Source organism: Pseudomonas sp. GW823-FHT06B06 (assembly GCF_058795195.1).
In genome coordinates, this window is sequence record NZ_JBXAHO010000028.1 from 24158 (window position 1) to 46145 (window position 21988).

Annotated in this window: 19 protein-coding genes and 4 tRNA genes; 13 read left to right on the plus strand and 10 right to left on the minus strand. The window is 60.7% G+C overall.

Going from position 1 to position 21988, the window contains the following annotated elements; translation table 11 throughout:
• The first annotated feature begins 200 nt into the window (after positions 1-200).
• From gltX to AC1Q8Q_RS22740, 10 genes are all read left to right on the plus strand, one after another.
• Positions 201-1682, plus strand: a complete 1482-nt coding sequence (gene gltX, locus AC1Q8Q_RS22695; RefSeq protein ID WP_020795507.1) for a glutamate--tRNA ligase — start codon at positions 201-203, stop codon at positions 1680-1682.
• 262 nt (positions 1683-1944) lie between these two features.
• Positions 1945-2020, plus strand: a tRNA-Ala gene (locus tag AC1Q8Q_RS22700).
• Between the two features lie 79 nt (positions 2021-2099).
• Positions 2100-2175, plus strand: a tRNA-Glu gene (locus AC1Q8Q_RS22705).
• A 53-nt stretch (positions 2176-2228) separates the two neighbouring features.
• Positions 2229-2304: transfer RNA gene (locus AC1Q8Q_RS22710), tRNA-Ala, on the plus strand.
• Between the two features lie 79 nt (positions 2305-2383).
• A tRNA-Glu gene (locus tag AC1Q8Q_RS22715) sits at positions 2384-2464 on the plus strand.
• A gap of 184 nt (positions 2465-2648) precedes the next feature.
• Positions 2649-3188, plus strand: a complete 540-nt coding sequence (locus AC1Q8Q_RS22720; RefSeq protein ID WP_020795506.1) for a TetR/AcrR family transcriptional regulator — start codon at positions 2649-2651, stop codon at positions 3186-3188.
• A 29-nt stretch (positions 3189-3217) separates the two neighbouring features.
• The gene (locus AC1Q8Q_RS22725; RefSeq protein WP_020795505.1) at positions 3218-4051 is read left to right on the plus strand and encodes an alpha/beta fold hydrolase; all 834 of its coding nucleotides are present in this window, start codon (positions 3218-3220) and stop codon (positions 4049-4051) included.
• A gap of 49 nt (positions 4052-4100) precedes the next feature.
• Positions 4101-4538: an acyl-CoA thioesterase gene (locus AC1Q8Q_RS22730; protein ID WP_168758626.1), complete on the plus strand. Its 438-nt coding sequence runs from the start codon at positions 4101-4103 to the stop codon at positions 4536-4538.
• Positions 4539-4710: 172 nt separating this feature from the next.
• The gene (locus tag AC1Q8Q_RS22735; protein ID WP_033041345.1) at positions 4711-5670 is read left to right on the plus strand and encodes a tRNA dihydrouridine synthase; all 960 of its coding nucleotides are present in this window, start codon (positions 4711-4713) and stop codon (positions 5668-5670) included.
• Positions 5671-5801: 131 nt separating this feature from the next.
• Positions 5802-6251: an Hsp20 family protein gene (locus AC1Q8Q_RS22740; protein WP_020795502.1), complete on the plus strand. Its 450-nt coding sequence runs from the start codon at positions 5802-5804 to the stop codon at positions 6249-6251.
• Positions 6252-6348: 97 nt separating this feature from the next.
• Here AC1Q8Q_RS22740 and AC1Q8Q_RS22745 read toward each other — a convergent pair whose 3' ends face one another.
• The 10 genes from AC1Q8Q_RS22745 to AC1Q8Q_RS22790 form a co-directional block, all read right to left on the minus strand.
• On the minus strand, positions 6349-7281 hold the full coding sequence (locus tag AC1Q8Q_RS22745; RefSeq protein WP_020795501.1) for a phosphatidate cytidylyltransferase: 933 nt from the start codon (positions 7279-7281) through the stop codon (positions 6349-6351).
• A 1-nt stretch (position 7282) separates the two neighbouring features.
• The gene (locus AC1Q8Q_RS22750; RefSeq protein WP_020795500.1) at positions 7283-7903 is read right to left on the minus strand and encodes a lysophospholipid acyltransferase family protein; all 621 of its coding nucleotides are present in this window, start codon (positions 7901-7903) and stop codon (positions 7283-7285) included.
• A 9-nt stretch (positions 7904-7912) separates the two neighbouring features.
• Positions 7913-8368, minus strand: a complete 456-nt coding sequence (locus AC1Q8Q_RS22755) for a hypothetical protein (RefSeq protein WP_033042383.1) — start codon at positions 8366-8368, stop codon at positions 7913-7915.
• Complete coding sequence (locus tag AC1Q8Q_RS22760) at positions 8358-9701, minus strand: phosphatase PAP2/dual specificity phosphatase family protein (RefSeq protein ID WP_020795498.1); 1344 nt, start codon at positions 9699-9701, stop codon at positions 8358-8360. The genes AC1Q8Q_RS22755 and AC1Q8Q_RS22760 overlap by 11 nt, the downstream gene beginning before the upstream one ends.
• Positions 9701-11455 (minus strand): bifunctional alpha/beta hydrolase/class I SAM-dependent methyltransferase, encoded by a 1755-nt coding sequence (locus tag AC1Q8Q_RS22765; RefSeq protein ID WP_492615517.1) that lies wholly within the window; start codon positions 11453-11455, stop codon positions 9701-9703. Before AC1Q8Q_RS22765 ends, AC1Q8Q_RS22760 begins: the two co-directional genes overlap by 1 nt.
• Before the next feature lie 10 nt (positions 11456-11465).
• Positions 11466-12089 carry a CDP-alcohol phosphatidyltransferase family protein gene (locus AC1Q8Q_RS22770; protein WP_492615518.1) on the minus strand — a complete coding sequence of 208 codons (624 nt, stop codon included), beginning with the start codon at positions 12087-12089 and terminating at the stop codon, positions 11466-11468.
• A 115-nt stretch (positions 12090-12204) separates the two neighbouring features.
• The gene (locus AC1Q8Q_RS22775) at positions 12205-12822 is read right to left on the minus strand and encodes a hypothetical protein (protein ID WP_020795495.1); all 618 of its coding nucleotides are present in this window, start codon (positions 12820-12822) and stop codon (positions 12205-12207) included.
• A complete protein-coding gene (locus AC1Q8Q_RS22780) occupies positions 12819-14297 on the minus strand; it encodes a PAAR domain-containing protein (protein WP_492615519.1) in 1479 nt (492 codons plus the stop codon). Before AC1Q8Q_RS22780 ends, AC1Q8Q_RS22775 begins: the two co-directional genes overlap by 4 nt.
• A 273-nt stretch (positions 14298-14570) precedes the next feature.
• Positions 14571-17849, minus strand: coding sequence for a PAS domain S-box protein (locus AC1Q8Q_RS22785; protein WP_492615520.1), 3279 nt, complete (start codon positions 17847-17849; stop codon positions 14571-14573).
• A 65-nt stretch (positions 17850-17914) separates the two neighbouring features.
• Positions 17915-18805: a LysR family transcriptional regulator gene (locus AC1Q8Q_RS22790; protein WP_020795491.1), complete on the minus strand. Its 891-nt coding sequence runs from the start codon at positions 18803-18805 to the stop codon at positions 17915-17917.
• Between the two features lie 148 nt (positions 18806-18953).
• Here AC1Q8Q_RS22790 and leuC point away from each other — a divergent pair, with 148 nt between their 5' ends.
• The 3 genes from leuC to AC1Q8Q_RS22805 all read left to right on the plus strand — a co-directional run bounded on the left by leuC (position 18954) and on the right by AC1Q8Q_RS22805 (position 21934).
• Complete coding sequence (gene leuC, locus AC1Q8Q_RS22795; RefSeq protein WP_020795490.1) at positions 18954-20372, plus strand: 3-isopropylmalate dehydratase large subunit; 1419 nt, start codon at positions 18954-18956, stop codon at positions 20370-20372.
• Positions 20373-20383: 11 nt separating this feature from the next.
• On the plus strand, positions 20384-21028 hold the full coding sequence (leuD, locus tag AC1Q8Q_RS22800; protein ID WP_008056361.1) for a 3-isopropylmalate dehydratase small subunit: 645 nt from the start codon (positions 20384-20386) through the stop codon (positions 21026-21028).
• A gap of 138 nt (positions 21029-21166) precedes the next feature.
• Entirely contained in the window at positions 21167-21934 is a 768-nt protein-coding gene (locus tag AC1Q8Q_RS22805; RefSeq protein ID WP_020795489.1) for a class I SAM-dependent methyltransferase, read from the plus strand.
• The last annotated feature ends 54 nt before the right edge of the window (positions 21935-21988 follow it).

Below are 21988 nucleotides of genomic sequence, written 5' to 3' on the forward strand. Positions count from 1 at the left end.
ATATGTAAGGAAAGTTATCAGCTGGTGAATCTGGCACACAGCCGATAAACGGTAAATGCCATGGGCTGATATTCGGCCATTCACCACGGCATACAGGCGTTGTAGACGCAAACTTGGCTTAAATGCCCTGTTCACTGGAGCGGGGCGGGTGTCGCCTGTTACCATTCGCCCTTTGTTTGATCTTCTTTTCGAGACTTGCCATGACCACCGTCCGCACGCGCATCGCGCCATCGCCTACCGGGGACCCCCACGTAGGTACCGCTTACATCGCATTGTTCAACTACTGCTTTGCCAAGCAGCACGGCGGTGAGTTCATCCTGCGGATCGAAGACACCGACCAGTTGCGTTCGACCCGCGAGTCCGAGCAGCAGATTTTCGACGCCCTGCGCTGGTTGGGTATCGACTGGAGCGAAGGCCCGGACGTCGGCGGCCCCCACGGTCCATATCGTCAAAGCGAGCGCGGCGAGATCTATCAGAAGTACTGCCAGCAGCTCGTTGACATGGGCCATGCCTTCCCGTGCTTCTGCACCGCCGAAGAGCTGGACCAGATGCGCGCCGAACAAATGGCCCGTGGCGAAACCCCACGATACGACGGCCGAGCGCTGTTGCTGTCCAAGGAAGAAGTGGCGCGCCGCCTGGCCGCTGGTGAACCGCACGTGATCCGCATGAAGGTCCCGAGCGAAGGCGTGTGCGTAGTGCCGGACATGCTGCGTGGCGACGTTGAAATCCCGTGGGACCGCATGGACATGCAAGTCCTGATGAAGACCGACGGCCTGCCGACGTACTTCCTGGCCAACGTGGTCGATGACCACCTGATGGGCATCACCCACGTGCTGCGTGGCGAAGAGTGGCTGCCGTCAGCGCCGAAACTGATCCTCTTGTACGAATACTTCGGCTGGGAACAACCGGAGCTGTGCTACATGCCGCTGCTGCGTAACCCGGACAAGAGCAAGCTGTCCAAGCGCAAGAACCCGACTTCGGTGACGTTCTACGAGCGCATGGGCTTTATGCCCGAAGCGATGCTCAATTACCTGGGCCGGATGGGCTGGTCGATGCCGGACGAGCGCGAGAAGTTCTCGCTGCAGGAAATGGTCGATAACTTCGACCTCAAGCGCGTCTCCCTTGGCGGGCCGATTTTCGACATCGAGAAACTGTCCTGGCTCAACGGCCAGTGGCTGCGTGACCTGCCGGTGGAAGAGTTCGCTGCGCGCGTGCAGAAGTGGGCATTCAATGCCGAATACATGATGAAGATCGCGCCGCACGTGCAGGGCCGCGTCGAGACATTCAGCCAGGTTGCACCGCTGGCCGGATTCTTCTTTGCCGGTGGCGTGAATCCGGACGCCAGGCTGTTCGAATCGAAGAAGCTCTCGGGCGATCAGGTTCGCCAGTTGATGCAGTTGATCCTGTGGAAGCTCGAAAGCCTGCGCCAGTGGGAGAAGGACAGCATCACCGCGACCATTCAGGCAGTGGTCGAATCCCTGGAGTTGAAGCTGCGTGATGCCATGCCGCTGATGTTCGCCGCGATCACCGGCCAGGCCAGCTCGGTGTCGGTGCTCGATGCGATGGAAATCCTCGGGCCGGACCTGACCCGATTCCGCCTGCGCCAGGCGATCGATCTGCTGGGTGGCGTGTCGAAGAAAGAAAACAAGGAGTGGGAAAAGCTGTTGGGCGCTATCGCCTGATTCCCACTGTAGGAGCTGCCGCAGGCTGCGATCTTTTGATCTTGCTTCTAAAAGCCAACGTCAAAAGATCGCAGCCTTCGGCAGCTCCTACGGGTCTGCGTTCCTCGCAAACAGCCCGTTGTTTCGGGGGGAGGGCGGTAAGTGATTGTTATGTCGGCAAAAAATTTTATTTTTTTTGCAAAATAAGTTTGACAGGCTTTCGATACGCCCTTAAGATTCGCCCCGTCCTCAGCGATGAAGCCAACGGCAACATCAACGATGAGGGGCTATAGCTCAGCTGGGAGAGCGCTTGCATGGCATGCAAGAGGTCGACGGTTCGATCCCGTCTAGCTCCACCAATTTACACTTCGAGGTCTGGCCACACCGGCCTCGAAGCGATCAACACTCAGCGTTGATCAGTTGTATAGAAGGGTTTGCGTCCCCTTCGTCTAGTGGCCTAGGACACCGCCCTTTCACGGCGGTAACAGGGGTTCGAGTCCCCTAGGGGACGCCAGTTTTACAGAAGCGATGTTGCAAGATGTCGCTCCGCCGCGAGGCGAAAAATCCGGGGCTATAGCTCAGCTGGGAGAGCGCCTGCATGGCATGCAGGAGGTCAGCGGTTCGATCCCGCTTAGCTCCACCAATTTTACAGTTCAAGGTCTGGCCACACCGGCCTTGAATCGATCAGTTCTCAGCGCTGATCATTGTATAGAAGGGTTTGCGTCCCCTTCGTCTAGTGGCCTAGGACACCGCCCTTTCACGGCGGTAACAGGGGTTCGAGTCCAGTCCCCTAGGGGACGCCACGATTACCCGCTCTGCGGGATTTTATAAGGGTCATTCAATTATTGAATGGCCCTTTTGTTTGTCTGGCGTTTGGCCAAATCTCCCTCTTTCTCCCAAACTGTTCTTCAGACCAGCGGTCACATCCACGACTTGCAGAAAATTATTATGAGAATAATATTCTAGTCGTAATATTCGGAGGCAACGATGAACGATAAAAAAGCTCAAACCCGCGAACGCATTCTCAAGGCAGCCAGCGCCGCGCTGATCCAGCGTGGTCCGGCCGAGCCAAGCGTTGGCGAAGTGATGGGCGCGGCCGGCCTGACCGTCGGCGGCTTTTATGCGCACTTCGAAAGCAAGGACGCGATGATGCTGGAAGCGTTCAAGCAGTTGCTGGGTCACCGCCGTGACCTGATTGCCGACATGGATGCCGAGTTGACCGGTGAAGAGCGTCGCGCGTTGGTTGCAGCGTTTTATCTGTCACGCAAACACCGCGATTCCAGCGAGTCTGCGTGCCCGATCCCGGCCTCGATCGGTGAGCTCGGACGCCTGCCCGAGGCGTTTCGAATTGCACTGAATGAACACATGGAGCTGATGGTCGCGCAATTGGCGGCCAGTCCTGAAGACACCGACAAAGCCCTGGCTGATCTGGCCTTGATGGTGGGCGGCCTGGCGCTGGCACGGGCGCTGGGACCCGGTGATTTATCCGATCGTTTGCTGCGCGCGGCCAAGTCGGCGGTGCGTTGACCTGAAGGCTGCGGCCTGGGGAGAATGCGATGAGCACGTTGAAGTGGGTTCGTGGCGTTAATGGCACCTTGGGTTGGTTCGCCCCGAAGCTGGTGGCGAGCAAAATGCGATTGGCATTCATGACGCCGCGCGATTTTCCACCGCGTGATTGGGAATTGCCGCTGCTGGCCAAATCCGAACGAATCACTTTGCGTTTCGGCCTTTCAGCGTTGCGCTGGGGGCAAGGCCCGGCAGTGCTTTTGATGCACGGCTGGGAAGGTCGGCCCACACAGTTTGCCAGCCTGATCACGGCGCTGGTCGATGCCGGGTATTCGGTTGTCGCTTTGGACGGCCCGGCGCACGGTCGCTCGCCCGGGCGCGAGGCGAATGTCGTGCTGTTCGCCCGAGCCCTGCTGGAAGCGGCCGCCGAATTGCCGCCGCTGCAAGCAGTTATCGGCCACTCCATGGGCGGCGCCAGTGCCATGCTTGCCGTGCAAATGGGCCTGCGCACCGAAACCCTGGTCAGCATTGCCGCCCCGGCGCGGATTCTCGGGGTATTGCGCGGTTTCGCCCGCTATGTGGGGTTGCCCCCGAAAGCCCGCTCGGCGTTCATCCGCCAGGTCGAGTCTGACGTCGGCATGCGCGCGGCGATGCTGGATGTCGCGCACTACCAGCTCGACATGCCTGGCCTGATCGTGCACGCCGAGGACGACACCCATGTCCCGGTCAAGGAATCACAACTGATCCACGAAGCCTGGTTCGACAGTCGTCTGCTGCGTTTGCAGGAAGGCGGTCATCAGCGGGTGCTGGCTGACCCGCGGGTGATTGATGGCGTGTTATCACTGCTGGCCGGTCGCAGCCTGCAATCGCGCCAATCGGCTTGAGCATCCGTTACACTGCCCCGGTCGAATCAATCTGACCGGGGAGTGGGGCATGGGCTGGGATCGGGCAACGCCGTTTATCATTGATCTGCAAGTGGGCGCCGAAGACATCGACGGGCTGGGGCACGCCAATAACGCGGTGTACGTGACCTGGCTCGAACGTTGTGCCTGGCGCCACTCCCAGCGCCTCGGCCTGGATCTGGTCGAATACCGTCGGCTGGACCGGGCGATGGCGGTGGTGCGCCACGAAATCGATTACCTGGCGGCCGCCTATGAAGGCGATGAGCTGCAACTGGCGACCTGGATCGTCGATTGGGACCAGCGCCTGAAAATGACCCGGCATTTCCAATTGAAACGCCCCAGCGATAATTCGACCTTGCTGCGCGCGCAAACCACGTTCGTTTGCATCGAGCTGTCCACCGGCAAGCCCAAGCGCATGCCTGCCGAGTTCATCGAAGGCTACGGCCCGGCGCTGCAAGCCCCCGTCTGACCCCCCCCTGTAGGAGCGAGCATGCTCGCGATGGTCGTCAACGATTACGCTGGGAACCTGACACCCCGCAGCGCTCTCAGGTTCATCGCGAGCAGGCTCGCTCCTACAGGGTTCTGCGATTTCTCGCGATATCCAGTAAACTGCCGCACGTTCTTCGTTGAGTGTGTTTTTCATGCAAATTGCCTTGGCGCCCATGGAGGGGTTGGTCGACGATATCCTGCGCGACGTGCTGACCCGAGTGGGCGGTATCGATTGGTGCGTGACCGAGTTCATTCGGGTCAACGATCAACTGCTCACGCCTGCTTATTTCCATAAATTCGGCCCGGAACTGCTGAACGGCGCCCGGACTGCTTCTGGCGTGCCGCTGCGCGTGCAGTTGCTGGGTTCGGACCCTGTGTGCCTGGCGGAAAACGCCGCGCTGGCGTGCGAGCTGGGTTCCGAGGTGATCGACCTCAACTTCGGCTGCCCGGCCAAGACGGTCAACAAGTCCCGGGGCGGCGCTGTGCTGCTCAAGGAGCCTGAGCTGCTCAATCAGATCGTCGAGCATGTCCGTCGCGCCGTTCCAGCGCACATTCCGGTAACGGCCAAGATGCGCCTGGGCTTCGATAGTCCGGACGGTGCGCTGGTGTGCGCCACGGCCCTGGCTGAAGGCGGTGCCGAGCATATCGTGGTCCACGCCCGGACCAAGACTGACGGCTACAAGCCACCTGCCCACTGGGAGTGGATCCCGCGGGTACAGGACGTGGTCAAGGTGCCGGTGTTCGCCAACGGTGATATCTGGAGCGTCGAAGACTGGCGTCGTTGCCGCGAAATCAGCGGCGTGGAAGACATCATGCTCGGTCGCGGCCTGGTTTCGCGCCCCGATCTGGCCCGGCAAATCGCGGCGGCGAAGGCCGGTGAAGAGGTCGTTGAGATGACCTGGGCCGAGTTGCTGCCGTTGATCCAGGATTTCTGGCTGCAAGCCAAGGCGCAGATGACTGCGCGTCAATCGCCGGGCCGCTTGAAGCAGTGGCTGGCGATGTTGACCCGCAATTATCCCGAGGCGGTCGAGTTGTTCAGCGTCCTGCGCCGTGAAACCGAGCTGGACCAAGTCTCGCGTTTGTTGGGGTTGCAGGTGGCTGAAGCGGCCTGAAAAAAGTTAAAAAAATCTGAAAAAAATCTCTTGAAAAGCAAACAGCGGTCCCTATCTAAGGATTACGCGATGCCGAATTCGGGTCGCGGAGACAAAAAAACTTGCTGATCTGTTTTCAGGAGATTTGAATCATGAGTACTGCATTTTCCATGGCACCACTGTTCCGTTCCTCGGTTGGCTTCGACCGTTTCAATGACCTGTTCGAAACCGCCCTGCGCAACGAGCCAGGCAGCACCTACCCACCTTATAACGTGGAAAAGCACGGCGACGACCAATACCGCATCGTCGTAGCGGCCGCCGGCTTCCAGGAAGAAGACCTGGAGCTGCAAGTGGAAAAAGGTGTGCTGACCATCAGTGGGGGCGGCAAACGTGAAGTGAACGAGGGCGTCACTTACCTGTACCAGGGTATCGCACAGCGGGCCTTCAAACTGTCCTTCCGCCTGGCGGACCATATCCAGATCAAGGCCGCCGACCTGAGCAACGGTTTGTTGAGTATCGACCTGTTGCGGGTGATTCCCGAAGAAGACAAAGCCAAGCGCATCCCGATCAACGGGACACAAAAACCGGCTCTGCAGCATTGAGTCGGACCGGGCAGGGTTGTCTGAGGACGACTTGACCGGCTGAAGCAAAAGACCCCGACTTGTCGGGGTCTTTTTTTTTCGGGGCCGGTTCCTGCGATCAGGTCCACCCATACCGGACCAGATGAAAGAAAATCGGCGCGGCAAAACACACCGAATCCAGGCGATCGAGCATGCCACCATGACCTTCGATCATATGCCCCCAGTCCTTCACGCCACGGTCGCGCTTGATCGCCGACATCACGATGCCGCCGGCGAATCCCAGCAGGTTGATCAGCAGGGCGATGAGCAGCGACTGCCAGGCAGTGAACGGCGTGATCCACCACAAGGCGCAGCCGATCAGTGAGGCCAGCAGGATGCCGCCGACAAAACCTTCCACGGTCTTGGACGGCGACAGGTTCGGCGCAATCTTGCGTTTGCCGAACAATTTGCCGCACACGTACTGCAGCACATCCGACATCTGCACCACGATCACCAGATAGGCGATCAACAGCAGGTTTCGCCCCTCATAACCGGCGATGTCCAGGGTCAGCAGGGCGGGTACATGGGATACGCAGAACACCGCAATCATCAGGCCCCACTGGACTTTCGAGGCTCGCTCGAGGAAGTGCGTACTGTCGCCGCCCAGGGACGCCAGGATCGGCAGCAGCAGGAATACGTAGACTGGAATGAAGATCGAGAACAGCCCGTACCAGTCGTAGTAAATCAGCAGGTACTGCAGCGGCAGGGCCAGGTAGAAGGCCGCGACCAAAGCCGGATAGTCGCTGCGGCGAGTGGGCGTGAGCGTCATGAATTCGCGCAGGGCGTAGAAGGACACCGTGTAGAACAGCACGATCACGGCGGTGGTGCCGAGCCAAAAGGCGATCCCGATGACCAGTACCATCACCCACCAGGCGTTGATCCGTGCGTTGAGGTTGTCGATCACCGGGTTGGGGCTGCCGTGGCTGCGGCGCTTGAGCACGAAACCAATTGCCGAGGCCAGCAATAGAAACGCGCCAATCGCGCCAAACAACATCAAGGTCTGTCTATCCATGTCAGGCATGCTCTCCGGCCAGGCTCAGTAGCGCTTCGCGACTGCGTTCGAGAAAGTGCGTCTTGCTTTCATCTTCGTCCAGGGTCAACGCGGCGCCAAAGCTGATGGTGCATAAAAGCGGCAGCGGCAGGACCCGCCCCTTGGGCATGACGCGGTTGAGGTTGGCGATCCACACCGGGATCAACTGCGCCTGGGGATATTGCCTTGCCAGGTGGTAAAGCCCGCTCTTGAACGGCAATAAACCCTCATCGGGGTTACGCGTGCCTTCGGGAAAAATGATCAGCGAGTCGCCGTTTTCCAGGGCATCGAGCATCGGTTGCAAGGGATTGTCGGCGGGTTCCTTGCGTTCACGGTCAACCAGTACGCCGTTGAACACCTGGTTGATGATGTAGCGCCGCAACGGGCTTTTCAGCCAGTAGTCCGAGCCTGCCACGGGCCGGGTGATGGTGCGCAGGGTCGGCGGCAGCGAGGCCCACAGCAGGACGAAATCGCCATGGCTGCTGTGGTTGGCAAAGTAGATACGCTGTACAGGTTCCGGTGCGCAGCCGAGCCACAGGCTGCGCGCGCCGGTCAGTATGCGCGCGGCCGAGGTGATGAGGGTGGCAACCACGGGTTCGAGCATGGGAACTCCTTATCCGGCAAAGTTCAGCCAAGGGTCGGCCAGAATGAAAAACAGGGTCAACAGCACCTGTGCCGCCACCAGCAGCGCCTGGTTGCGCAACAGCTTCAGGGCGCCGGTGATACGTTCGCTCCAGGGGCGCCCGCCATGCTCGGCGGGCTGCAGATTCAGCGTTGTCAGGGCTTGATCCAGGGACAGGGTGTGCTCCGGAAGGTTTTCAGCTCGCTCGGCAAGGCGTTGGAACAGATCGGCATCGAATGCCACCCGCAGCGCCCAGTATTTTTGCCCCAGGCCGAGCAACAGCAGCCCACCGCTGCAGGTCGCGCTCCAGAACCCCTGGCCGTCCAGGAGGGACTGGCTCAGGCCGAACAAGGCGCCCAACAAGGTAAGCCCGTTGGACAGTCGATCCAGCATGTCGCCACGACGCAACAGACTGGCTGTCACCTGTAATTGCATATCAATGGACACCGCGTGCCTCCATGTGGGTCGCCAGCGGCTCTAGCGCCTCTCGGTGAAAGGACCCCAGGACAATTCCCGGGCGCGCGCGCTGGATCAACAAAAAGGCTTCGGCGACACTACTGGCCCTCCCGGTGTGCAACAGCCAGGCGGCTACGGCCGTGGCGCTGCGCGAATAGCCCAAGGCGCAACAGACCAGGAGCGGTCCGTGCTGGCGCAGGCTTTCGATGGCCAGTGCGGCTTCCCGGCATTGCGCGGTGGTGGGGGCGGTCAAATCCAGGACAGGCAGTGTGCGGTAGGCGACAGTCCCCGGATCAAGCGACAGCTCGGCGCACAGATCGAACACTGCGGTAAAGGTGCTGCCCTTGAGTTCCCGACGGGTCGGTATGCGCCCGAGCCAGACGTCATCGAGCACTTGGTCGGGCTGCGGATTGTTGCGGGTCCACAGGCGCGAGTTGAGCCAGGCGGCAGCCACGTAGGGCGTCAGCAACCAGCGCGCGGCGGGGGACAGGCGTCCATCGGCACGCTTTTGAAAACCTCCTGCGTCGAGTACGGCGTAATTGAGCGATACCAACAGCAAGGCCATCGCCGGCCAAGCCAGCCACAGCCAGGCTCCCCCTAAGTAGAAGGCCGGGGCGGCGAACACGGCAGCTCCCGACAGGTAATACAACGCCAGTCTCCAGCGTTTTTTTACGGCCGCCAGCCGGGCACCGTGCAGAGGCCCTGGTCCCTCCAGCGGCCATAGCCAGACACACAGCCAGCCCAGCAGCGCTCCGCTTGGCAGATCAATGAAGTGGTGCTGGTAAGTGGTCAGCACCGAGAGCCCGATCAGGGTAAACCAGACATGCATCAATCCGCGCCATAGGCCCTGCAAGTGCTTGTGATAGCAGGTCCACAGGATGACCAACAGCGCAATGTGCAGCGATGGCGCCTGATTGAACGGCTTGTCGAAACCGGCCAGTACGTCGAACAGCCAACCAAATACACCGTCCAGTTCCGGTCGGGCGAAGGTGAAGCGCAACGGCCAGATCAGAAAGCAACTGACCGCAATGAGTTGCGCGGTCAACAGGCGCAAGGCGTGCCGCTTGAGTTCTTCGCGACTGTTGGGCAACAACAGGGACAACCCGTACAGCAAGTCGATAGACCAGTACGGGACGATGCTCCAGGCCCAGAACGGCATGTGGTTTTCCCAGCCGAACACCAGGCTGCCAACATCGTCGCGCTGGGTGGTGAACCAGGTGGCGAAACCGTAGGTGCCGAAGAACAACGGCGCCAGGAGCAGCAGCCAGAGCACCGCAGGTTTGAGCAGACCAGGCTCGCGTGCCGTCGTTGCACTGCGCAGCATCAAGACACCCGTTGCGCGAGAGCCACGCTGAAAATACCCCATTCGTCGACGCGCATGCCGACCTTGCGAAAGCCGGCCACCTCCACCAGTTGGTCCATTTCCGCCTGGGTGCGTCGGCGCATGACCCAGGCCTGGCCTTCACGGTGGCTGGTCAAGGCTCGGGCGATCAGTTCCAGTTGCGGGTGCCAGGGTTGGCCGGTGTAGACCAGGTATCCGCCAGGTTCCACCGCGTCCCCCAAGCCCGCCAGGGAAGCACTGACCATCTGATTGTCGGCGAACAGCTCGTACAGTCCGGAGACCACCGCCAGGGTAGGTTTGGGATCCAGCGCGGCCAGGTCGGCACGGTCGAAGGCGTCGCCCTTGACGAACCGAGCGATCCCTTCCAGGCCTTTTTCGCGGATCAACGCGCTTCCGTCACGCACGTTGATGTCGCTGTAGTCGCGCAACAGGACCGATTCGGGAAGCGGGCTGACGCCCTGCAAGGCTTCGAGAATGTAGCGTCCGTGTCCGGCGGCGATGTCGACGATGCGCACTTCGCGGCCCTGGTCGCGTAATTGCTGCATCGCCAGGCGCAGCAGTTCTTCGACGTGCAGCTTGCGTTGGCGAATGCCGCGCCAGCCGATGGAGTCGAGGTAGTTGCGGTCGATCATGCGGCCGACAGCCGACGTGCCCGTGGGGGTGTTGCGATAGACGTAGTCCAGTGTGCTGCCGGAGTCGAAACCGGTGTCGAAGCCTAGCTTGATCCCGGACGACAATTGGCTGCCCAGGCGCATGCTGGCGCGGGTCATGCGCCAATACAGATCGCGCAGGGAGTTGCGCGGCAGCGGCGCGGCCAATGATTCGGATTCGGCGCAAGTCAGGCCCAGTCGATCGGCGGCCAGCAAGCCAGGGCGTTCAATGGGTTGCGCGAAGTTCTGCAGGATGAAGCGTCGTGCGCTGGCGACGGCGTGTCCACGGTTCTTTTCACCCAAGGTGTCGTGGAAGAACCCCGGCAGCACATGTTTTTCCTTGTGCAGAGTGCCCAGGCGCTCGAAAAACTGTTCCTGGGGTTGGCGATGCACGACGAAGTCGGCCCCGGAGATCAACAACTGAGTGGGTATCATTATGGCCTGGGCATCGGCCACCACGCGATCGGCGGCCTCGTACAGGCCGAGCAGGACATTCACTGAAATGGCCTTGGTGATCAGCGGGTCGTTGTCGTAGCTGGCGACGCGCTGCGGGTCATGGCTGAGAAAGCGCGCCTTGACGTAGCTGTTGACGAAAAAGTTACCGCGCCACCGGCGCATCAGTGCCAAGCCCTGGCGAGCGAAGGGCACATAGAGCTTGACCTTGAACGCCGGAGACGCCAGCACCAGCGCCCGTATGTGCGGTGCGTAATCGTGGGCCCAAGTGGCGACGATCACTGCGCCGACGCTCTGGGCGATCACCGCGAGGTTTTCCTCAAGGATCTGGTAGGACGCGCTCAGGTGCTCGCAGAAGGTCTGCACGTCCCGCACGCTGGTGGCAAAGCTGGGGCTGTCGCCCCGAGCGCCCGGTGAAAGGCCATGGCCCCGGGCATCCCAGGCGAAAAAATCGAAGCCGGGCAGGTCCAGCTCATCCACCAGGTGGGCAATACGCCCGGAATGCTCGTGGCCGCGGTGAAACAGCAGTACGGCCTTGCGTGGGGTTCCCGGTTCTGGGGTGCCGGGCCAGTGGCGGTAAAACAATTGCACACCGTCGTGGGTGGTGAAGGTCTGTTCCTGTGCTTCGCGCATTGCCATTTCCTTAGGCTGAAGAGCTGTCGATTTGTGCTTCCCTGAGGCCCTGGCGGACCCGGTTGACCAAGGTAAAAGCCAGCAGCATCGCGATGATCGCGAACACCGCGTTGATCCAGAATGGGCTGATCCAGCCCGGTACGATGCCGGCGGCCACGACCCCCAGCACGAAAGCCCGGTCACTTTTGCCCATGGGCCCGTCATAGCGCCGCGAAGCACCAACCATCGGCCCCAGCACGCCGCTGTACTCGCTGAACAAGGCGAGCAAGGTCACCAGCAGCACCAGCCACAGGCTGACGCCGGGCAGCAGGGCAAAGGGCAGGATCAAGGCGCAGTCGGCGGTGATATCGCACAACTCGTTGAGATAGGCCCCCAAGTGCGACTGCTGGTCGAACTCTCGAGCCAGCATGCCGTCGATGGCGTTGAGCGCCATGCGCACCAGCATCCAGATCGGCACCAGCACGAATATCCAGGGGTGATGCACGAAACCGGCGATCAGCACGCCCACCAGGATTGAGCCGATGCCGGCGATCAAAGTGATCTGGTTGGCGGTGGTGCCCTTGGCGAACAAGCGCCGGACCAGGGGGCGCAGGAGGTTTTGGAATGCGGGTTTGATCTGGTAGATGCTGGGCACGTTGGTGAGGTCTCGGGGGAGGCGGTTTGGTTACTGAGTGTAGATGGCATCCGGGGATGGATTTGGCGACAGTGCCTGGAATGCTGAAAGCGTGATTTGTCGCGATAAAGGCCAATCAGGGATTCGTCCAAGGCGTGGCCAGTGACAGCTTGATGAGGTAGCGCTCTTCGGTGGGGTGCCTGTAATCCTTGAAGCGATTGACCACTAGCATCACTTGGTACTGGGTGCCCGCGTGCCAGTAGGATTTTCCACCTTTGTTTACATCACGCAGTTGAGCACGCCATTGCGGGGTGTCGGCGAACGAGGGGAAGTCCTTGACCCGGATGGGTGTCCAGCCAGCATTGCGCCATTGCTCCTGCAGATCCAGCACGACCTTGAGGGTATCGTCGAGTAGCAGGGGTTCGATTTGCGGGGACATATTGACACCGTTGATTGACTCGTCACGGTTGAACGTAACCGTGAAGTAGCGAGCCAGCGGAGTTATGAACCCATATTGAGGATCGATGAAACGAAGGCGGGCATCCGACTTAGGCAAACGACCCCAAAAATGGCCAGGAATAGCTGGATCAATGGTTGCACTGGATCGACGGCGCATATCCTCCCAAGGCTCGCCAATCAATAGGGCGATTTCGGGCTCTTCCGACAGGACCTCAATCGACGCAAGCGTCAGGAGGGCCGCGACGGCCAGCGCCAACACGCCGCGTCGCCAGCCTATACGTTGCAGCAGGCTCATCGCACGCCACCACCCAGGGCAATATCCCGAATCGAATGCTCAAGCAGCTTGCGCTGGTCGCTGTGCAGCAGATCGTCAAACTGCTTCGCGGCCCTCAGCACGAAGGGCATACGCTGATTGATATCGGCCAGGTTGGCATTGAGGTTGTTGCTGAAACCAATGGTGCGTCCGTCGTCCACGCGGCGGCACTGACTGGCGAGGGTCAGCTCGACGGCTTCGACGGCTTCGGCGGCGCCGGACGGGATACCGATGACGTAGGAAAAATGGTTACTGCGCAACAGTGAGTTGAGCCGCCAGTCGCTGTACATCGCCGGTTGCAGAATATTCCGTTGCTCGTGCCAGGCTAGATGCTCAACGCTTTCGGCGATATAACCGGCCTCAATCGCCTCGAAGGCCAGGAGAATTTCCTTGTGGTCAATCCCGAATTCCAGCGTTTCCTGTCCGACCGGCCACAGCACCGGATGTTGGCCATTCCCATAAATGTTGCTACGTGATTCCAGGCAATCCCTCAGCGCTTCCAATCCCCGCTCCTGGTAGAACACATGCAACGGATACACATCCAGGAACAGCGTGGTATTACCCATCGCCAGCATCTCGTACACAAACCGGTACATCCGTTGCGAGTATGACAAGGGAAGGTCGGCACCCCATTGGGTGAAGCCCCACACCGGGTTGTCCCGGTTGGCCTCTTCGTACTCGCATTGACGCTGCTCAAACGCCCGAATGGTCGCGCGCTTTTCCCGCTCACTGGGGCTGAGCAAACCTCTCAATCCTTGTCTGGCACTGTCCCTCAGTTGCTGTATCGTTTCCTCTTCCGTCTGAATTTTCTCGATCGTGTCAGCCGCGTGCAGCAAGCCACAGCCCACCTGCTTGGAGGCGAAGGCTGCCAACCCGGCCCACTGGAATCGCGGATCGTGGCGCCACAGCTGGGCGTAGGCCGCATTGATCGCCTTGTTGCGCGCCTTCGGGTCGGCGATCAACTTGCCGCCCGGCGCCACAACGTTTTCGGCCCGTTGCTGATACCCGCGCCACAGGTTTTCACAAATCGTCCCTGGCCGTTCGCTGAGCGTCGGTGTGGGCGCCCGCGCTGAAGTGGAAGTGGAAGTGGATTGTCGCGGCGCGACCGGGTTGTTGGGAGCAACGGGCGCGGCTTCCTGTTGAGGGGCGCTCCTCAAGGCTTGCGGCGCAGCACCCTGTCTGGATTCATAGGTGGCGGTGGTAAACGAGGGGATAAGCCCGGCCTTGCAGGGACAGCCGCTGCGGCTGTCCAGCGAGCCCGCCACCAGGCCCCCGTGACTGCCAAAGAACGCGATGCCACCCTCGATTTCGTAGGTTTCATCATTTTTGCCACAGGACACCGGGTCCCCTGCGCGAGCATGGGCGAAGCCAAACATCATGACGCGGGTATCGGCGTCCAGCACCTCGCCACCACAGCTGGTCTTGTCACCCTTGCGAATGAAATATCCCTTAGCCATAGCTGCAACTCCTTGTCTGTTGACCATCAAATTGCGCCTGCCTCCGAAGGATTGGAGACAGGGCAAAGTGCAGAGCAAGGGTTCTATACGAAGCTGTCAGGCGTAAATCAGACGTTTCCGGAATGTATGTAGGAAAGGGGGATTGAATCGAAGGTGGGGATTTTTGTAGGAGCGAGCATGCTCGCGATGAACCTGAGAGCGCCACGGGGTGTCAGGTTTCCCGCATCATCGTTGACGACCATCGTCGGAACGCCGCCCGGAGCATGCTCGCTCCTACAACAGAAGCTTTTGCAGTTCCTCCACCGGCAGCGGCCGGCTATGCAGGTACCCCTGATAGAGATGGCAGCCCAGCCCCTGCAGGAATTCCAGCTGTTCCGAGGTCTCCACCCCTTCGGCGATGATTTTCAGCCCGAGGCTGCGGGCCATGGCGACGATGGCGCGGATGATCTCGGCGTCGTTGGGGTCGGTGGTAGCGTCGCGAATGAATGACTGGTCGATTTTCAGGGTGTCGACCGGCAGGCGCTTGAGGTAGGTCAGCGAGGAATAACCGGTGCCGAAATCGTCCATGGCAAAGCTCACGCCGAGCTTTTTCAGGCGCAGCATCTTGTTGATGGTGTCTTCCAGGTTCTGGATGACGATGCCTTCGGTGATTTCCAGTTTCAGCAGCGAACTGGGCAGGCCGTAGGTGGCGAGGCTGTTTTCGATGCGCTCGACGAAGTCATTCTGGCGGAACTGGCGCGGGCTGATGTTGACGCATAGGCTGAATTTCAGCGGGTCCACCCGGCCATCGGCGATCAGTTGCCTGAAGGCCTGGCAGGCTTCGTCGACGATCCAGGTGCCAACTTCCAGGATCAACCCGCTGTCTTCCAGCACCTTGATGAACTCGGTGGGCGACTGCGCGCCGAGCTCCGGATGGTTCCAGCGCACCAGCGCTTCGGCACCGACAATGCGGTTATCCCGGGCGTCCACCTGGGGTTGGTAGTGCACGCGAAACTCGCCGCGCGAAAGCGCCAGGCGCAGGTCGGTTTCCATGCGCAGGCGCTCGCTCGCCGCTTTCTGCATGGTGTTGTGGTACATCTGCGCGGTATTGCGTCCTGAATCCTTGGCGCGATACAGGGCGATATCGGCACGCTTTAGCAGGTCGGTCGGCGTGGACCCATGGTCGGGAATCAACGCAATGCCGATACTCGGTGTCACCTGCAGGCGCTGACCGTCGAGGAACATCGGTTCAGACAGCAGCTCACGAATGGTATCGGCCAGTTCGCAGACCTGAGCGCTGACCTCGTTGCGCGAGCCTTCGAGGCCGCTGAGCAGCACCACGAATTCATCGCCGCCCAGGCGCGCGACGGTGTCTTCCATGCGCACGCTGGCTTCCAGGCGTGCGGTGATGATTTTCAGCACCGTATCGCCCACCGGATGACCGAGGGAATCGTTGATGTGCTTGAAGTGGTCGAGGTCGAGGAACATCAAGGCGCCGCGCAGGTTGTGGCGCTTGAGCAGGGCGATCTGCTGGCTCAGGCGATCCATCAGCAGTGCGCGGTTGGGCAGGTTGGTCAGCGGGTCGTGGTAGGCCAGGTGGCGGATCTGCGCCTCGGCATTTTTCAGCAGGCTGACGTCCCGCGCGGTCAATAGTAGGCACGCGGTTTCGTTGAGGGTGATCGGCTCTACCGACACTTCTACCGTCAGCAATTCGCCGCGCTTGTTGCGCCCGAGCATTTCCTGGTGATGTACCCGGCCCTTGATCTGCAGTTCGGCCAGCAACGCCGAGCGTTGTTTTTCTTCAGCCCAGATTCCTACCTGATACACGGTACGGCCGATCACTTCATCGGCACGGTAGCCGGTCAGGCGGCAAAAGCCGTCGTTGACCTCCAGATAGCGTCCGGTATCGCGTTCGGTGATGGTGATGGCGTCGGGGCTTGAGTGGAAGGCCTTGGCGAACTTCTCTTCGCTGGCCTTGAGCGCCGCTTCCGAGCGTTGCTGTTGGGTGATGTCGCGCAAGGTGGTGACGATGCAGGGCTGTTCGCTGACGCTGATCTGACGGCTGGAAATCACGCAAGTCAGCGACTGCCCATCCTTGTGCTGGACAAGGATTGCCACATTGTTCAGGCCTTGTTCGCGGATCACTTGTTCGATCCGCTGCAGGCTTTTTGCCGAAGCGTCCCACAGGCCGATTTCGTCGGCACTGCGGCCGATCACGTCGGCGGCGCTCCAGCCAAAGGTCTGGGTGAAGCTGGAGTTGATCTCGATGAATTGGCCGGTTTCCTGGCGCGTCACGCAGATCGGGTCCGGGCTGACCTGGAACAGGGTAGCGAATTTCTCTTCGGACGCTATCAGGCGCTGTTCGCGCTCGACCTGGTCGGTGATGTCGAGCAAGGTGCCGGCCATGCGCAGGGGGACACCGTTTTCATCGCGGTAGAGGCGGGCGCGGCTCTCCAGGTAGCGAGAGCTGCCATCCGGCATTTGCACCCGATAGGTCAGCTGATAGTTGCCGGCGGGGCCTTCGCGCAGGCTGCGGTAGGCATCGCGCATGGTGTCGCGTTCTTCGCCGGGCACGCCTTCGAAAAAGTCGTCGAAGGATTCATGGAATGGAATGGGCTCCATGCCGTGTAACTGGGCGGCGCGCGCCGAGCCATACAGCATGCCGCTGGGGATGTGCCAGTCCCAGGTGCCCAGTTGTGCCGAGTCCAGGGCCAGGTCGAGGCGCTCCTGGCTGTCTTTGAGGGCGTGTTCGGCCGCTTTGCGTTCGGTGGTGTCGAGGAAAGTGCTCAGCAGGTAGGGCTGGCCTTCGAGTTCGACCTTTTGCGCACTGAGGATGCCATCGTGGACCTGCCCGTTGCTGGCGCGAAACTGCACCTCCATATTGGTCAGCTCGCCCTTGGCCTTGGTCGCCTTGACCAGTTGCGCGCGTTGCTCGGGGTGCACCCAGAGGCCCAGTTCCAGCGTGGTGCGGCCGATCGCGTCCTGCACCGGCCAGCCGAACAGGCTTTCGAAATACTGGTTGGCTTCGGTGATCAGGCCGTCTTCCTGGCGCGTCAGCAGGACCATGTTCGGACACAAGTGAAACAGCGTCGCGAAGCGTTTTTCCGAACTGCTCAGCGCCTGTTCGCGCAGACGCTGGTGGGTGATTTCGCGGATCACGCCAATCATTCGGGGACGGCCGAGCTTGTCCGGCAGCAGGCTGCCGCTGATCTCCAGCCAATGCAGGCTGCCGTCGGGCCAGCGAACGCGGTGGTGCATCGCTTGCTCGAGCGGTGCGCCTGCGATCACGGCATGGAAGGCGCGAAGGGTCTTTGCCCGATCTTCGGCAGGCAACAAGTCGAGGTATTCCAGGTCGGCCGGCAACGGTTGCCGGGGGTCGAAGCCAAACAGCGCCTGCGTGCCCCGGGACCAACTGATCTGCCCACGCTCGATATCCCAATACCACGCGCCCAGCCGCGCGCCATTGAGCGCGGCCAGCAATTGCGAGGCACTTTCCCAGCTTTGTTCGGAGCTTTTCGGGTCAAGCGCCTGGATGCGCGGCATCGGCGGAATACGGTCAACAGATTTCGGCATTGGCAAGCCTTGAGCTGAATTGGGTCTCGGGTACAGAAATTCGGGCTCTATAGGAGTAGCACAAGTTAGCCTTGAGTCCCTGGCAGATCGATCTGGGCATCCAGTAAGGCCATGAAGGCCCGCGCTGCATTCGATAGCGTCCTTTCTGTGTGCAGGATATAGCCTAGCTGGCGAGTCAGTTGTATGCCCGGTAAAGGTATTCGCGCAACCTGGTCGTCGAGCATGGTGCGTGGCAAGACACTCCAGGCCAGGCCGATCGACACCATCATCTTGATGGTTTCGAGGTAATTGGTACTCATGGCGATGTTCGGCGTCAGGCCTTGGGCCTCGAACAGGCGTTGGACAATGTGATGGGTGAACGTGTTGCCGCCGGGGAACACCGCCGGGTGTCGGGCGATGTCCGCGAGGCTGACCTTGCCGTTGCCGAGCAACGAATGCTCCGGGGCGACCACAAAGTCCAGCGGGTCGTCCCACACCGGTGTGGCCTTGACCAGGGCATGGGGCTCCGGCGCCAGGGTGATGACCGCCAGTTCAGCCCGACCATGGAGGATTTCTTCGTAGGCCACTTCCGAATCGAGAAACTGGATATCCAGCGCCACCTCGGGATAACGCCGAGTGAACTCTCTCAATAAAGGCGGCAAACGGTGCAGGCCGATATGGTGACTGGTGGCCAAGGTCAGACGACCGGTCACCTCCCCGGTGAGGTTGGTCAGGGCGCGGCGCGTATCATCAAGGACATTCAGGATCTGATAGGCCCGGGGCAGCAGGGCGCGGCCGGCCTCGGTCAGGCCGACTTCGCGGCCCAGCCGATCGAACAGGCGCACCTTCAATTGCTGCTCCAGGCCAGCGATGCGCTTGCTGATCGCCGGTTGGGTCAGATGCAGTCGCTCGCCGGCGCCGGAGAAGCTTCCGGTCTCGGCGATGGCAATAAAGGCATTGAGATTGGCGAGGTCCATTGCTGTATTCCAGTTGGTTATCCAAAGCATAAAAAATATGAATTTGAGTTATTTAATCTAACCCCATAGGATCAGCCTCACAAGCCAAAGGGTTATTGAACCACTCAAGACCCAGGGCATAGAAACAAGCTGATGAGGAAACCGTCTGATGGCCGGCAAAACGCTCTACGACAAGCTCTGGGATTCGCATTTGGTCAAACAGCGCGACGATGGCTCGGCGCTGATCTATATCGATCGTCACATCATCCACGAAGTGACTTCGCCGCAAGCTTTCGAAGGGCTGCGACTGGCCGGGCGCAAGCCATGGCGCATCGATGCCAACATCGCGACCCCGGACCACAACGTACCGACCACCCCGGAGCGCAAGGGCGGCATCGCAGCCATTGCCGACCAGGTCTCGCGTTTGCAGGTCCAGACCCTCGACGATAACTGCGATGAATACGGCATCGTCGAATTCAAGATGAATGACGTCCGCCAAGGCATCGTCCACGTCATCGGCCCGGAGCAGGGCGCTACTTTGCCGGGCATGACCGTGGTCTGCGGCGACTCCCATACCTCGACCCACGGCGCGTTCGGTGCCCTGGCCCATGGTATCGGCACTTCCGAGGTCGAGCACGTGCTCGCCACCCAGTGCCTGGTCGCCAAGAAAATGAAGAACATGCTGGTTCGCGTCGAAGGCCAATTGCCGTTTGGCGTGACTGCCAAGGACATCGTGCTCGCCGTGATTGGCAAGATCGGTACCGCCGGTGGTAACGGCCACGCCATCGAATTCGCCGGCAGCGCGATTCGCGACCTGTCCGTTGAAGGCCGCATGACCATCTGCAACATGTCCATCGAGGCCGGTGCTCGCGTTGGCCTGGTAGCCGCCGATGAAAAAACCGTGGCTTACGTGAAGGGCCGTCCATTCGCCCCGAAAGGCGCGGAATGGGATTTGGCCGTCGAAGCCTGGAAAGACCTGGTATCCGATGCCGACGCGGTGTTCGACACGGTTGTCGAACTCGACGCGACCCAGATCAAGCCGCAAGTCAGCTGGGGCACTTCGCCCGAGATGGTCCTGGCGGTCGACCAGCACGTTCCGGACCCTGCGAAGGAAATGGACCTGGTCAAGCGCGGTTCCATCGAGCGCGCCCTGAAGTACATGGGTTTGACCGCCAATCAGGCGATCACCGACATTCAGTTGGACCGTGTGTTCATCGGCTCCTGCACCAACTCGCGGATCGAAGACCTGCGCGCTGCGGCGGTGATCGCCAAGGGCCGCAAGGTGGCCTCCACCATCAAGCAGGCCATCGTGGTGCCGGGTTCGGGCCTGGTGAAAGCACAGGCCGAATCGGAAGGCCTGGACAAGATTTTCCTCGAAGCCGGTTTCGAATGGCGCGAGCCGGGTTGCTCGATGTGCCTGGCGATGAACCCGGACCGCTTGGAGTCTGGCGAGCATTGCGCATCCACGTCGAACCGCAACTTCGAAGGCCGCCAGGGTGCCGGTGGTCGTACCCACCTCGTGAGCCCGGCCATGGCCGCCGCCGCCGCGGTGAACGGTCGTTTCGTCGACGTCCGTGAATTGATCTAAAGGAGCGCAGCATGAAAGCTTTTACCCAGCACACTGGACTTGTCGCGCCTCTGGATCGTGCCAACGTCGACACCGACCAGATCATCCCGAAACAATTCTTGAAGTCGATCAAGCGCACCGGTTTCGGTCCGAACCTGTTCGACGAATGGCGTTACCTGGACGTGGGTCAGCCCTATCAGGACAACTCCAAGCGCCCATTGAACAAGGACTTCGTCCTCAACGCCGAGCGTTACCAAGGCGCCAGCGTGCTGCTGGCCCGCGAGAACTTCGGCTGCGGCTCCAGCCGCGAGCACGCGCCATGGGCGCTGGAAGAGTACGGTTTCCGCAGCATCATCGCGCCGAGCTATGCCGACATCTTCTTCAACAACAGCTTCAAGAACGGCTTGCTGCCGATCATCTTGAGCGACGCTGAAGTCGACGAGCTGTTCCAGCAGGTCGAGGCCAATCCGGGCTACCAGCTGCAGATCGACCTGCAGGCCCAGACTGTGACCCGCCCGGACGGCAAAGTGCTGAGCTTTGAAATCGACGCGTTCCGCAAGCACTGCCTGCTCAATGGCCTGGACGATATCGGTTTGACCTTGCAAGACGGTGATGCGATCGCGGCGTTCGAGGCCAAGCACCGGGCGAGCCAGCCGTGGTTGTTTCGCGACGCTTGATTTTGCGTAGGACGTGATGACGCCTTCGCGAGCAGGCTCGCTCCCACATTTGAAATGCATTCCACTGTGGGAGCGAGCCTGCTCGCGAAGAGGCCCGAACAAACACCACAAGACTCAACCCCAAAAAGGAAGTCCCCCATGACCAGCACCGCCCAGCACAGCCAGGTAGTCCAAAAGCAATTCGGTGAACAGGCCGCGGCCTACCTGAGCAGCGCCGTACACGCTCAAGGCACCGAATTTGCGCTGCTACAGGCCGAACTGGCGGGACAGGGCGAGGCGCGGGTCCTGGACCTGGGGTGCGGCGCCGGTCACGTGAGTTTTCAGGTGGCCTCGCTGGTCAAGGAAGTGGTGGCCTACGACCTGTCGCAGCAAATGCTCGACGTGGTCGCCGCCGCAGCCATTGATCGGGGCCTGAGCAATATTTCCACGATCAACGGCGCCGCCGAGCGCCTGCCGTTCGCCGATGGCGAGTTCGATTTCGTTTTCAGCCGCTATTCGGCGCACCATTGGAGCGATCTCGGCCTGGCCTTGCGGGAAGTGCGCCGGGTGCTGAAACCGGGTGGCGTAGCGGCTTTCATCGACGTGTTGTCACCAGGCAGCCCATTGTTCGACACTTACCTGCAAAGCGTCGAAGTGCTGCGCGACACCAGCCATGTGCGCGACTATAGCGCCGGTGAGTGGTTGCGCCAGGTCAGTGAGGCGGGGCTGCATACCCGCAGCACTAGCCGCCAGCGGCTGCGCCTGGAATACAGCTCCTGGGTCGAGCGCATGCGCACGCCAGAGGTGATGCGCGCGGCGATCCGCGAGTTGCAGCAGTCGATGGGTAACGAGGTGCGCGAATATTTTGAGATTGAAGCCGATGGATCGTTCAGTACCGATGTGCTGGTGCTGATGGCTGAAAGATAAGCGACTAACAGACTTTTTCCGGGAGCGCCCGAGGGCGCACCGACTGATGACATG

Coding starts and splice junctions, on each gene's coding strand:
- AC1Q8Q_RS22785 (WP_492615520.1), bottom strand. CDS start 17,849: ATGCCGAAATCTGTTGACCGTATTCCGCCGATGCCGCGCATCCAGGCG.
- AC1Q8Q_RS22790 (WP_020795491.1), bottom strand. CDS start 18,805: ATGGACCTCGCCAATCTCAATGCCTTTATTGCCATCGCCGAGACCGGA.
- AC1Q8Q_RS22750 (WP_020795500.1), bottom strand. CDS start 7,903: ATGCTCGAACCCGTGGTTGCCACCCTCATCACCTCGGCCGCGCGCATA.
- AC1Q8Q_RS22730 (WP_168758626.1), top strand. CDS start 4,101: ATGGGCTGGGATCGGGCAACGCCGTTTATCATTGATCTGCAAGTGGGC.
- AC1Q8Q_RS22765 (WP_492615517.1), bottom strand. CDS start 11,455: ATGCGCGAAGCACAGGAACAGACCTTCACCACCCACGACGGTGTGCAA.
- AC1Q8Q_RS22805 (WP_020795489.1), top strand. CDS start 21,167: ATGACCAGCACCGCCCAGCACAGCCAGGTAGTCCAAAAGCAATTCGGT.
- AC1Q8Q_RS22745 (WP_020795501.1), bottom strand. CDS start 7,281: ATGGATAGACAGACCTTGATGTTGTTTGGCGCGATTGGCGCGTTTCTA.
- leuD (WP_008056361.1), top strand. CDS start 20,384: ATGAAAGCTTTTACCCAGCACACTGGACTTGTCGCGCCTCTGGATCGT.
- AC1Q8Q_RS22740 (WP_020795502.1), top strand. CDS start 5,802: ATGAGTACTGCATTTTCCATGGCACCACTGTTCCGTTCCTCGGTTGGC.
- AC1Q8Q_RS22720 (WP_020795506.1), top strand. CDS start 2,649: ATGAACGATAAAAAAGCTCAAACCCGCGAACGCATTCTCAAGGCAGCC.
- AC1Q8Q_RS22760 (WP_020795498.1), bottom strand. CDS start 9,701: ATGCTGCGCAGTGCAACGACGGCACGCGAGCCTGGTCTGCTCAAACCT.
- AC1Q8Q_RS22775 (WP_020795495.1), bottom strand. CDS start 12,822: ATGAGCCTGCTGCAACGTATAGGCTGGCGACGCGGCGTGTTGGCGCTG.
- gltX (WP_020795507.1), top strand. CDS start 201: ATGACCACCGTCCGCACGCGCATCGCGCCATCGCCTACCGGGGACCCC.
- AC1Q8Q_RS22780 (WP_492615519.1), bottom strand. CDS start 14,297: ATGGCTAAGGGATATTTCATTCGCAAGGGTGACAAGACCAGCTGTGGT.
- AC1Q8Q_RS22725 (WP_020795505.1), top strand. CDS start 3,218: ATGAGCACGTTGAAGTGGGTTCGTGGCGTTAATGGCACCTTGGGTTGG.
- leuC (WP_020795490.1), top strand. CDS start 18,954: ATGGCCGGCAAAACGCTCTACGACAAGCTCTGGGATTCGCATTTGGTC.
- AC1Q8Q_RS22735 (WP_033041345.1), top strand. CDS start 4,711: ATGCAAATTGCCTTGGCGCCCATGGAGGGGTTGGTCGACGATATCCTG.